This window comes from Acidovorax sp. SUPP3434 (genome assembly GCF_030159015.1).
Classification (GTDB): Bacteria; Pseudomonadota; Gammaproteobacteria; order Burkholderiales; family Burkholderiaceae_C; genus Paracidovorax.
Map to the genome: position 1 here is coordinate 97,459 of NZ_BQXL01000016.1, position 12,090 is coordinate 109,548.

Annotated in this window: 7 protein-coding genes and 2 pseudogenes; 8 read left to right on the top strand and 1 reads right to left on the bottom strand. The window is 60.5% G+C overall.

What is annotated here, in order from left to right; genetic code table 11:
- Nucleotides 1–47 precede the first annotated feature (47 nt).
- Nucleotides 48–647 (bottom strand): LysE family translocator, encoded by a 600-nt coding sequence (locus AVKW3434_RS20115; RefSeq protein ID WP_284407225.1) that lies wholly within the window; start codon nt 645–647, stop codon nt 48–50.
- A gap of 127 nt (nt 648–774) precedes the next feature.
- Between AVKW3434_RS20115 and AVKW3434_RS20120 the strand changes: the two genes are divergently transcribed.
- The 8 genes and pseudogenes from AVKW3434_RS20120 to AVKW3434_RS20150 all read left to right on the top strand — a co-directional run bounded on the left by AVKW3434_RS20120 (nt 775) and on the right by AVKW3434_RS20150 (nt 11,967).
- Nucleotides 775–2,247 carry an aminotransferase-like domain-containing protein gene (locus AVKW3434_RS20120; protein ID WP_284403006.1) on the top strand — a complete coding sequence of 491 codons (1,473 nt, stop codon included), beginning with the start codon at nt 775–777 and terminating at the stop codon, nt 2,245–2,247.
- 228 nt (nt 2,248–2,475) lie between these two features.
- Nucleotides 2,476–5,043: a type VI secretion system Vgr family protein gene (locus tag AVKW3434_RS20125; RefSeq protein ID WP_284407226.1), complete on the top strand. Its 2,568-nt coding sequence runs from the start codon at nt 2,476–2,478 to the stop codon at nt 5,041–5,043.
- A 56-nt stretch (nt 5,044–5,099) separates the two neighbouring features.
- Nucleotides 5,100–5,531, top strand: coding sequence for a DcrB-related protein (locus AVKW3434_RS20130; protein ID WP_284407227.1), 432 nt, complete (start codon nt 5,100–5,102; stop codon nt 5,529–5,531).
- A gap of 337 nt (nt 5,532–5,868) precedes the next feature.
- Nucleotides 5,869–6,630, top strand: a pseudogene (locus AVKW3434_RS24290) (DUF6531 domain-containing protein); the annotation flags it as partial.
- Between the two features lie 2,304 nt (nt 6,631–8,934).
- A pseudogene (locus tag AVKW3434_RS24295) lies at nt 8,935–10,323 on the top strand (RHS repeat-associated core domain-containing protein); the annotation flags it as partial.
- Between the two features lie 11 nt (nt 10,324–10,334).
- A complete protein-coding gene (locus AVKW3434_RS20140; protein ID WP_284407229.1) occupies nt 10,335–10,802 on the top strand; it encodes a hypothetical protein in 468 nt (155 codons plus the stop codon).
- Nucleotides 10,803–11,065: 263 nt separating this feature from the next.
- Nucleotides 11,066–11,398: an Imm45 family immunity protein gene (gene imm45, locus AVKW3434_RS20145; RefSeq protein ID WP_284407230.1), complete on the top strand. Its 333-nt coding sequence runs from the start codon at nt 11,066–11,068 to the stop codon at nt 11,396–11,398.
- A 209-nt stretch (nt 11,399–11,607) separates the two neighbouring features.
- The gene (locus AVKW3434_RS20150) at nt 11,608–11,967 is read left to right on the top strand and encodes a hypothetical protein (protein WP_284407231.1); all 360 of its coding nucleotides are present in this window, start codon (nt 11,608–11,610) and stop codon (nt 11,965–11,967) included.
- Nucleotides 11,968–12,090: the final 123 nt, after the last annotated feature.

Below are 12,090 nucleotides of genomic sequence, written 5' to 3' on the forward strand. Positions count from 1 at the left end.
GCGGGGGCGGGCGGTCATGCGTTCACCATCCAGGCGGCGGTGGACGATCATGCGTTCACCATCCATGCGGCGGTGAGTGCGAGCACCAGCGCCATGGCGCGGTTGAACCACAGCAGCCGCGAGCCCTGGGCGAGCCAGTGGCGCAGCAGCGCGCCCGTGGCGGCATACACCAGGTTGCTGGAGAAGGCGAACACCACCATCACCGGCAGCACCACGCCCAGCCGCGCCAGGGCATCGTCGCGCCCGGCGATCCAGCCGGCCACGATGGTCAGCGCCAGCAGCCAGGCTTTGATGTTGACGAACTGCATCGCCGCGCCCTGCCAGAAGCCCACGTCCATGCGCCCGGCCTGCGCCTGGCCCAGTTGGGCGCTGCGGCTCAGCTTGAAGGCCAGCCACAGCAGGTAGCCGATGCCCAGCACCTTGATGCCCAGGCGCACCGCCGGCACCGCCATCACCAGCGCGCCGACACCGCCCGCGCACACCAGCAGCAGGGCGCTCCAGCCCAGGGGCACCGCCCAGACGAAGCGCATCGCGTGGCGCAGGCCGCGGTTGGCGGCGATCGCCGTGGCCAGCGTGGTGTTGGGACCGGGGCTGAAGCTCATGGCGGTGGCCAGGGCCAGCAGGGCGGTGAATTCGACGAAGGGCATGGGGTGTTGTAGGGGTTGTGGCTTCCAATGTAGGAGCAGATTCCATTACAGTTGCAATACAGTTATTTCGACAATTTCATGATCTGTATTGGTGTTTGCATCAGCACAGTGAAGGAGCCCACCCGCCATGCTGACCCGCACCGCCCGCCGATCCCTGACCGAACAACTGGCCGAGCGCTTCGCCGAGCGCATCCGGGCCCGGCTACTGCCCGCCGGTGCGCGGCTGCCTTCGGTGCGCGAATGCGCTCGGCTGCAGGGCGTGAGCGCGTACACGGTGGTGGCCGCCTACGACCAGCTCCTCGCGCAGGGCCTGGTGGAGGCCCGCAGCCAGCGGGGCTTCTATGTGCGCGATATTGCACAAAAAATGCCTGAAGGACATATTCCACTAGGGCATGGTGCTATAGAAAAAATAGCAAACGACCGCAAATCGTCCCCCGTGCTTTCCCCGCTGCCTTCGGGCTCGTGCGTCAATGCCACGGCACTGATCCGGGGCATGTTCCACCAGGCCTCCAGCCACCCGCAGCCGGGGGCCGGCGTGTTCCCGCGCGACTGGCTGGAGAACACCTTCATGGGCGCGGCGGTGCGCAAGGTCTCCAGCGGCCGGGCGCTGCAGGACAGCTCGCTGCAGTACGGCGACCCCATGGGCGAGCCCACCCTGCGCGAGGTGCTGGCCCGGCGCCTGCAGGGCTTCGGCGTGCCCGCGCAGGCCAGCCAGGTCATCACCACCATGGGCGCCACGCATGCGCTGGACATCGTGAGCCGCACCCTGCTGAAGGCGGGCGACACCGTGATGGTGGAAGAACCCGGCTGGTCGGTGGAGTTCGCGCGGCTCGATGCGTTGGGCATGCGCATCCTGCCGGTGCCGCGCGGCGCTCAGGGCCCCGACCTCGCGGTGATGGAGCGCTACTGCGAGGTACACGCCCCCAAGCTCTTCGTGAGCGTGAGCGTGTTCCACAACCCCACCGGCTACTGCCTCACGCCGGGCAGCGCACACCAGGTGCTGCAGCTGGCCGGGCGGCACGGCTTTCACATCGTCGAAGACGACACCTACAGCCACATCGCGCCGGAACACGCCACCCGCCTCACGGTGCTGGACGGCCTGGCGCGCACCATCTACGTGAGCGGCTTCGCCAAGATCCTCGCGCCCAACTGGCGCATCGGCTACCTGGCCGCGCCGCCCGATCTGGTGGAGCCGCTGCTGGACACCAAGCTGCTGTCCACGCTGACCACGCCCTCGCTGCTGGAAAAAGCCATGGCCCTGTGCATCGAGCAGGGCATGCTGCGCCGCCACAGCGACCGCATGCGCCAGCGGCTGGCCCAGGCCCGTGCGCGCAGCGTGCAGCTGGCGCTGGAGGCCGGCTGCACCTTCGCGGCCGAGCCGGCCGGCATGTTCGGCTGGGTCGAGACGGGCGTGGATACCGACGTGCTGGCCCAGCGCATGCTGGACGAGGGCTACCTGCTCGCGCCGGGCGCGCTGTTCCACGCCAGCCGCCAGCCGTGCACGCTCATGCGCATCAACTTCACCACCACGCAGGACGCGGCGTTCTGGCGCGTGTTCCAGCAGCAGGCAGCAGCCCTGGCCGGGGGCGTGCGGGGGTGACTGCGGGGGAGGCCCGGTGGCCGCCGGGCGGTGCCCCATGGGCCTGGAGATGGGGCGGCGGTCTGTGTGATTTCGTGTACGTTGCGGCCGAAACGGCCGCAATTGGTTACATCTAGAGGCATTTTCCCGCTGGCGGGGGGATTTCCGGGGGGTGGGATGCGCTCAGCCGCGCACTATCATTCGGCCCATTCCAATCCGACCCACCGGCCCTTCGCGGCCGCTGCACCCATGACACGCCGAGTCACCATCCAGACGCCCCTGGGCGAGCAGTTGCAGTTTCGCCAGCTGCAGGGCAAAGAAGCGCTCTCCGAGCTGTTCTCCTTGGACGTGGACCTGCTGAGCGAGAGCAAATCCATCGACCCCAAGGCCCTGCTGGGCAAGAGCGCCACCATCGTGGTGGAGACCGAAGGGGGCGGCACGCGCTACCTGGACGGCATCGTCACCCGCTTCGGGCTGCAGGGCCAGGACCACCGCTTCTACACCTACAAGGCCCGCCTGAGCCCCTGGCTGTGGCTGGCCACGCGGCAAAGCGACTTCAAGATCTTTCAGAACAAGACCGTGCCCGACATCATCGAAGAGGTGCTCGGCAAATACGGCTACCCGCTGCAGCGCAAGCTCACCCAGAGCTACCGCACCTGGGACTACTGCGTGCAGTACAACGAGACCGACTGCGCATTCGTCTCGCGCCTGATGGAGCACGAGGGCATCTACTACTTCCACGAGCACAGCGCCGGCCAGCACGTGCTCACCCTGGCCGACGACATCGTCGCCTCGCACAGCCCGCTCGCGGGCGCCGCCGTCATCCCGTTCTACCCGCCCGAGAAGGCCGCCGTCGCCGACAAGGAGAACATCCACGCCTGGCAGCTGGCGCAGGAGATCAAGCCCGGGCGGCACTACAACGACGACTACGACTTCAAGAAACCCAAGGCCGACCTGTCCAACATGCGCCAGACCCCGCCGGGGCACGCGCACGACAGCCACGAGATCTACGAATGGCCGGGCGGGTACACCGAGTTCGGTGATGGCGAGGCCTACGCGCGCTCGCGCCTGCAGTCCAGCCTGACCGGGCACAGCACCGTGCGGGGCGAGTCGCGCCACCGGGCGCTGGCGCCCGGCTACACCTTCACCCTGGAGAACCACCCGCGCGAGGACCAGAACCAGCAATACCTGCTGACCGGGCTGGAATATCACTTCAAGGAAAACCCCCAGGTCAGCGCCGTGGCGCCCGGCACCAAGGGCACGCCGCAGGAGGAGGGCTCGTTCCAGAAGTTCACCCTGCAGGCCCAGCCCACCAGCCTGCCGTACACGCCCGCGCGCACCACCCCGAAGCCCAAGACCACCGGCCCGCAGACCGCGGTGGTGGTGGGCCCGCCGGGCGAGGAGATCTGGACCGACCAGTACGGCCGGGTGAAGGTGCAGTTCCACTGGGACCGCATCGGGGCGATGGACGAGAACTCCAGCTGCTGGGTGCGGGTGTCGCACCCCTGGGCGGGGCTGAACTACGGCAGCATCCACATCCCGCGCATCGGGCAGGAAGTCATCGTGGACTTTCTGAACGGCGATCCGGACTACCCCATCATCACCGGGCGGGTGTACAACGGCATCCAGATGCCGCCGTGGAAGCTGCCGGACAACAAGACGCAGTCGGGCACGCTCACGAACTGGAGCAAGGGCGGGGGCGGGGCGAGCATGCTGCGCTTTGAGGACAAGAAGGGCATCGAGCACCTGGAGCTGTCCAACACCTACGGCAACACGTACCTGAACATGGGGTACCTGATGCACCAGGGCAGCGGCTCGCAGCGCGGGTACGGGTTCGAGCTGCGCACGGACCTGTGGGGGTCGATCCGGGCGGACAAGGGCCTGCTGATCACCACGTACCCGCAGGACTTCACCTCCAAGGTGGCGAGCAACAACCCGGATGGGTTCGATCAACTGGGAGATGGGCTGGCGGGGACTGCGGCGTTGATGGAGGAAGCCGGCCAAGCGGTCAACGCAATGAACAGCGCCATTGGCGCCATCAATGGGCTCAAGACCTCGCACATGATGGAACTGAGCGCAGGCATTGCCGCCATGACCGGGGGCAAAGCGGCAGTCGCCACGCTGTCCAAGGCCTCAGCGGCGCTGTCCGCGTTCAGCGGCGGATCGGGTGGCGACGGCGGCGGTGGTGGTGGTCCTGAAATGCTACTGCCTTCCAACACCGACCCGGCAATGCCGCAGGCACAGGCCCTGCGTGAACTGTCAAAGGACATCACCAAGCCGATCGTGTCGATCGTGAGCCCTGAAGGGCATTCGATGATCAGTCCCAAGCCCATTGTCATCAGCTCGGGGCAAAGCGCGTCCATGCATGCCAAAGAGCACATCACGGTGTCCAGCGGTGCACAGCTCACGCAACTGGCCAAGAGCGGCATGCTGACCCACGTGTCCGAAGGCGGCCAGCGCAACACCGTGGCGCAGGGCGATGTGGCGTCGGAAGCCCAGACGGGCAACATGAACCTCACCGCGCAGCACAACATCACCTTGGCCTCCAAAGCCGACACGGCTACCGTGATCGGGAACCAGAACGTCAACGTGCAGGCGACGAGCGACTCCGTGCTTATCAAGGCCGCCAAGCACATCCGTCTGCAGGCCGGGGAAAGCATCACCCTGACCATTGGCGAAGGCGAGGGCCATGCGTCGATCAAGCTGACCGATCAGGGCGTGGTCGTCATCAAGGGCAAGAACGGTCTGATCGATCTTTCTGAACTATTGGACGTGCACGGCGCGCCCATTCAACTCAATTGCTCATCCGGTGAGTAAGGCGGAACGCCGCCCGCCGATCGATCGCTTTTCCCCCATAAAACCGAAAGCACGGAATGCAGTTTCATATCCAAGAGGGCACGTTCGAATTGCCCGCAGGCCTTCAGGACAACAGCATGAACATGCTGATGACGGGCACGAGCGGGCTGGACCTGAGCTTGATAGTGACGCGCGACCGCCTTGATGCTGGCGAGAGTTATGGCGCGTTCATGGAGCGCCAGATCAAGTCCGTGACTTTGCAGGTGAAAGATTTCGAAGTCACGGAGAGGCACGAGCAGAAATCTGCAGCTCAGGATGAACTCATCGGGCTGGAGGTTTCGCAGAAGTTCAAGCAAAACGGCCAATGGGTTTATCAGCGCCAGCGCTCGTGGCTGCTGCCGGACAAAGTCCGGGTGCTGGTGTTGACGGCCGCATCGGTGGCGCCTATCACCGACACGCAAATGCAGCGTTGGAAAACCATCTGCGCCAGCTTCCAGCCACGCGATTGAGCCTGCTGTTGGGCAGGGCATCCGTTGCCTTGCATTCCCGTGCCAATGCGCACCGTGCAAATCGCCTTTTGCCAAACCATCCATGAGCCAATTTCCGCAAGCTGCCCGTCTCCACGATCCGATCGCGCACAGCAATGCCAATTCTCGACTGCTGGCGAAAGTGGTGGGCATCGCTGCAGGTGCTGCCATTCTGGGTGCTGTCTGCGCCGGCACCATTGCGGCGGGTGTGGCGGCCGGTGTTGCCGCTGTTGGCACGGTGGTCAGTGGTGGGCTGGCTGCGCCCATTCTGGTGGGCGCTGTGGTGGCCACCGGTGCGCTGGCTTCGGTGGCAGTCAGCATGGTGGGTGGAGCCATTGGCGAAAAGATTGCAGATGCGATCGTTCCCGAGAGTTGGGAGGTCACCGGCAAGATCCTGACGGCCTCTCAGGACGTGATCATCAATGGCAAGGGAGCCGCTCGGGCGACCGATGAGGTGCCGCTGGATGAGGTCGAATGTGGCAAGCACACCATCAAACCCGTCAATCTGATTGCACAAGGAGCGGCCCAGGGTCCCAAGCAAACCATCATCAACGACGCGCTGGCCGCGCGCAAAGGTGACAAGGTAATTTGCGGAGCGTCGATCCATGAAGGGTCCGCCAACGTGTTCATCGGCGGCGAGCCGGAAACCGTACGGGACTACGATGACGAAGTGTCGTTCGCCCTGCGTGCGGCACTTTTCGTGCTCGAAGCTCGCCGTTTCTATAAGAACGCCAAGTGTCTCTGGAGGATGGCGAAGAATCCGAGGGCCGTCCTGAAGGACATCAACTGTCTGCTGAAGGCTGCACAGGCTGCAGGCTCTGCGGCCATGACGCTGCCCGCCATTTTGGGCAATCCGGTGCACATCGCGACCGGGGCCAAGCTGCTGTCGGGTGGCAATGACCTGGATTTCGTGTTGCCAGGCGTGCTGCCCATTGTCTGGCAGCGTACCTACAACAGCCTGGACCTGCGCACGCAAGGCCCATTCGGCCAAGGCTGGAGCACCCCTTACTGTGTGCAACTGCACCTGGGCATCAATGCGCAGGGAGAGCCGACGGTCACTTATTTCGATATGGACGGGCGCGATGTCACTTTTGCCGCTCCGGCGCACGGCGAGGGCCATTTCAGCGTGGCGGAAGGTTTCGGCGTTTTCCGTAGCGAGGGTGGTGATTACTTTGCGGTGACCGGCGATGGTCAATACCAGTGGTTCGGTGCACCTGAAGATGCCGTACCGGGCGGGACAAGAGGCCAGGGCGTGCTGCAGTTGCGGCGCATCGAGGACCGAAACGGCAATTTCCATGCCCTGCGCTACGACGCGGACTACCGGCTTACCCATGTGGCGGACAGCACGGGCCGGCTGCTGGAGTTCGAATATGCGGAGGCCAGCCGCCGTCTGCGGCAGATCGTGCTGCGTATCGGCTCGGAAGACGAAACACCGGAAGTGCTCGTGCGTTACCAGCATCACCAAGATGCCGGCCATTCCCAACTCGCGCAGGTGATCGACCGTAACGGGGAAGTCGTCCGGCGCTTTGCCTACGACCAGGGCCACATGATCAGCCACAGGCTGCCTACGGGTTTGGTCTGCCACTACGCGTGGGAGCGGTTCGATGCGGCGCTGGGCGAGCGCAAGGGCCCGCACCTTCGAGTGGTGCAGCACTGGACCGACGATGGCGAGCGATACCAGTTCGCGTATGACCTAGCCAAGCAGACCACCGGCGTGACCGATGCTCAGGGCCGAACCCAGCATTGGACCTGGAATGCCGATCACGAGATCGTCTCTTACACCGACACCCTGGGCCGTGTCTGGACCCAGGCATGGAGCGACACCAAGCAGCTCTTGCAGCACACCGATCCATTGGGCCGAACGACGACGTGGACCTATGACGACGCCGGTAACGTCACCGCTGAGACCGACCCTCTGGGCCGTATCCAGCGCATGCGGTGGACCCCGGCCCCGGCCTGCCTGCTGCAGTCGAGCATCGATGCTGCAGGCGCCGCCTGGAAATACCGCTACGACGACTACGGCAACCTGCTCGGAGAAACCGACCCTCTGGGGCAGCAGACCACCTATGCCAACGATGAGCGCGGCCTGCCGCTGGTCATCACCGACGCACACGGAGGGCGCAAAAGGCTGGCTTGGGACGCCCGAGGCCTGCTGACGGCCTACACCGATTGCTCGGGCAAGACCACCCGCTTCACCTATGACCGCCGCGGCCATCCGCTGACGGAAGCGGATGCGCTGGGGCAATCGACCCGCACTGAACACGATGCCAAAGGCCGTCTGCTGCGCATCACGCGGCCTGATGGCAGCTCCTACCAATACCAATACAACGCGGCGGGCCAGTGCGTCATCGCCACCGACGCGATGGGGCATGGCACGAGCTACAGCTACAACGCCCGCGGCCAGTTGATCGGTCGCACCCGCACCGTGGGATCGCAGCACAGCAACATCCAACTGGGCTACGACGCAGCCCACCGGTTGGCCGTTCTAATCAACGAAAACCGACAGGCTTACCAGTTCGCCTACGACGCCGCTGACCGGCTCGTCAGCGAAACCCGCATCGACGGCACGCGGCAGGTTCTCGAGCGCGACGCCGCTGGTCAGGTGGTGGGGGTGACGGAATATCCCATGCCCGGCGGGGGTGACGAAGTGCCGGGCCATGCTCCGATACAACCGGTTCGCACCCGTCTGGTGCGTGACGCAGGCGGCCAACTGGTGAAAAAGACGGTGGCATCACTGAGTGCTGAAACCGAGCAGCCAGAGGTGCAGATGCAAACCGCATACACCTACAGCCCAACCGGGGAACTGATGCAGGCGGAAGAGAAAACCGCAGAGGGTCAGTTGCTGTCTCGCCATGCATGGCAGTACGACAAGGCGGGCCAATTGCTGCAAGAAACGGCGGTGCACCCTGTGGTGCCCGGCGCTCCGCACAGCAGCACCGTGCGCTACCAATACGACGCACTGGGCAATCGCATCGCCACAGTGCTGCCCGATGGACGCACCATCAACCACCTTCACTACGGCAGCGGGCATTTGCACCAGATCAACCTGGACGGCGCCGTCGTGGCGGATTTTGAGCGTGACGATCTGCACCGCGAAGTGCTGCGCACGCAGGGGCGGTTGGCCAGCCGGTTCGCTTATGACGGTGCAGGCCGTAGAAGCGCGGCCTGGGTACGCCCGGCCATGCTCCGGGTCGGCAATGGCACTGGCCAGTGGAGCCCGCAAAGCGCCGAGTGGAACGCGCGGCTGCAGCAGCCGGGCCTGGATGACACCCTGCTCAAGCGCTACGACTACGACCGCAACGGCGAACTGCACAGCCTTCACCACAGCCGCAATGGGCAGACCCGCTACCTTTATGACGCGAGTGGCCGCGTTACCAGTGCGCAGCACACTGGACATCCGCAACTCAACGAATCATTCCATTTCGACCCGGCAGGCAACCGGATCAACGCCCTGGAAGCCGGCGCACTCGCGACGCAGGGACGTGGCTGGGTGCGCGACAACCGGGTGAAGGTTCTGGAGGACAAGCGCTACGACTACGACGGTTTCGGCCGGCTGATCCGCAAGCGGATCGGTTCACATACCGAGCAGCACTTCCGGTACGACGCGCAGCACCGGATGACGCATGCAGCAGTGGTGCGAGCAGGAGGCAATGGTGAGCCTGTGCGGCAAGTGTTCTGCTACCACTACGACGCGCTTGGTCGGCGGATCGCCAAGTCGGATGATTTCGGTACCACGCTGTTCACGTGGGAAGGTATGCGGCTGCTGCAGGAGCGCCGGGGCGAACACTGCAGCACTTACCTGTACGAGCCTGACAGCTACAGCCCGTTGGCACGGATCGACGGGCAGGGGGCGATCGAACCCCACCCTGCGGCGCAGCATGCGTTCGGGGCCAATGCGAAAGAAGGGAAGGCGCAGTCTGTTCCGACGACGAATCCAGATTGGGAGGATCGGTTCAACGTGGTTGCGGCCAACGACGCGAATGAGGGCGGCAAATCTCACTCCCAGATACCGGAGCCGAGTTTCAGCCGCAACGCAGCCGTGCCCAATGCGCAGGTGTACTACTTCCACAACCAGCCCAACGGACTGCCAGAGGAGTTGAGCGATAACCGGGGCAATCTGGTCTGGCGGGCGCAATACAAAACCTGGGGAAGTGCCGTCAGCGAAAGCTGGCAGGCCTTTGACGATGTGGGACGCCCGATGGGGCAGGCTGTTGCTGGCGGGCAAGCGGTAGCACCGCAGAACCTTCGGATGCAGGGGCAGTACCTGGATCGCGAGACGGGGTTGCACTACAACACATTTAGGTATTACGAACCGGAGGTGGGAGCGTTCACGACGCCAGACCCGATTGGGTTAGCGGGTGGAATGAACCTGCATCAATATGCGCCGAATCCGATTGCTTGGGTTGATCCTTGGGGGCTGGCGCCGAATACAAAAGCTCCGATATCGCTACCTGACGGCTATAGAGGCAGGACAGATAGATTTAATACTTCATCTGGAACCTCTTTCGAAACTCATGTTTATGCACCTAATGGAAAGGAAGTGGGTGTGTATGGGCCAGATGGATTCTTCAATAAGCACGGCACAAAGGGAAATCAGGTCGTCATACCGGAAAAAGTATTTAATGCTTTGAATGGAATTAATGTGGATGAATTGAGGAAAAATGGTGGATTGCCGGCAAAGGGAACACCTGGTAGTAGACGTGCTGTCAGAGAGTATACAGAGAAGATCCGCGCAGGCGGTAACTCCGGAGTTCCTCAAAAGCCAGGTTGCTAAGGATCAATGAAGTGAAAATAGTTAAATGTGAGGTTACGAAATCCGGCTATTATTTAGATAGTAGCGGTTATGAAAAGTATCTAGAGAATTATAAGGATAAGTTTCCTGTAAAAGCATATGCTTTTGCCTCCGCTGATTGGCATTATGATCATCGTAATGAGAAGTGTCCTCATGATGCAAAAATAATTAGCATAACCGCAAGAGAATTTTTGAAAAATGACTCGCCTGAAGTTGGCTTGACTATCGAATTGGAAGGTTCGTATGGAGGTCGGACTGAAATTTTTTACTATGGCGTTCAATCATATCTTGTGAGAAAAAGAAAAACCAATTGGCCTTTGGGTGACAGTACTCATGGTGAATGGTTAATAGATGAGGTCACAGTTGGCGAAGATGGTTTATTGAATCATGAGATCGCATTGTCCGATGGGCGGATATTCATAAAATTTTACGATTGTGATTTTAAATTCTTCGAGAGTTAATGAGTGATCTATGTCAAGATAAATTTTATATAATAGATCGGTGCACATAACGAGCAGCACTTCCGGTACGACGCGAAGCACCGGATGACGCATGCAGTATATAGAACGGCCTCAGGAGATCTAAGGGCTGCGGACACCCAGCATGGACGAATAGAGCATACGGATAGTAAAGGTCGTCATATGGATGATTTTAATTGACGGGAAAAACAAAGCCCGCAGATAGCTCTGGAAAGCACAATTTAAAATGTTAATAATGGAGTTGTATGGCTATCAAGTTAATTGACTATTCTGGGAATTTGTCCCGCGGCACAATTTTGAGATGCACCGGGAAGAGTCCTTATGAGGATTTTGTGGATTTTATGGTTGTAGAGTGTTTTAATAAAGCTGATGGCAACTATTATTTAATGGTCTCTTCCGGGTATAAGGCTGGAATTACTTATGCTGTGCTCCCTCTGGAGTCTCTGCCTTCTGGAAATGATGGATATGCTGTTGATTTGGAGTGGTTGACGGCTAATTGGCAAAAATGGGGGTATTTTGAGTGCCCCTTAAATGAGGTTTTTGTTATTGAAAATAAACCTCCAGAAAGTTTCGATTGAAAATTATTGCTCATGGAGGGCGTGCTGCCTGAGGACTTAAGCGGCAATCAGGTGTCGTCAGTAGGTAGCCTGCAATAAAGCAGCTGGCGAGAAGATTTTTTACAAAGGATAATGCAATGAAAATTCATAAATTGAGGTTATGCATGAATTTTGTGGCTGTATAAGATCTCCTTGCACTTATGATTGAATATATAGATAGGAATGATTTTTTGAAAAAACTTTTCCCAGAAGGAGATTTTGGAGAAGTTTTTTATGGACAACTTGGTTTTGATGTTGGGGGGCGGGTGACGGTCAGCTTGCCTGTTAAAAATAGACCTGCAATAGAGGTTGAAAAATGGGGTGTGTGGGGTGTTGATTACAATGTAATTGTTGCTGAGCTGTTGGGCAAGAAACATGGAGATATCGTTCTGAAAAATCAAATTGATTTTGATTTTGCAAAAAGCTCTATGATTCCAGAGGGTGGCGGATTTTTTATAAAACAGGAGGGGTCGAATTTCTCCTTGTGCCTACCCGTAAAGTATTTAATTTTCCAAGGCTGTACTGTTTATAAAAATTGCTTTGAAAGTTAGGGACGGTCTGCATAAATCGCCCCACGACATGCTTGGCATGGAGATGAAGCCCTGAGACGATAAGTCACATGAAGCAGCACAGCCTGGGCTTGGGAATGACGGCGAAGCGAACGCGGCGGCGGG

Excerpts from the sequence above, each read along its gene's own strand:
- AVKW3434_RS20115 (WP_284407225.1), bottom strand. The coding sequence starts at position 647 with ATGCCCTTCGTCGAATTCACCGCCCTGCTGGCCCTGGCCACCGCCATG.
- AVKW3434_RS20120 (WP_284403006.1), top strand. The coding sequence starts at position 775 with ATGCTGACCCGCACCGCCCGCCGATCCCTGACCGAACAACTGGCCGAG.
- AVKW3434_RS20125 (WP_284407226.1), top strand. The coding sequence starts at position 2,476 with ATGACACGCCGAGTCACCATCCAGACGCCCCTGGGCGAGCAGTTGCAG.
- AVKW3434_RS20130 (WP_284407227.1), top strand. The coding sequence starts at position 5,100 with ATGCAGTTTCATATCCAAGAGGGCACGTTCGAATTGCCCGCAGGCCTT.
- imm45 (WP_284407230.1), top strand. The coding sequence starts at position 11,066 with ATGGCTATCAAGTTAATTGACTATTCTGGGAATTTGTCCCGCGGCACA.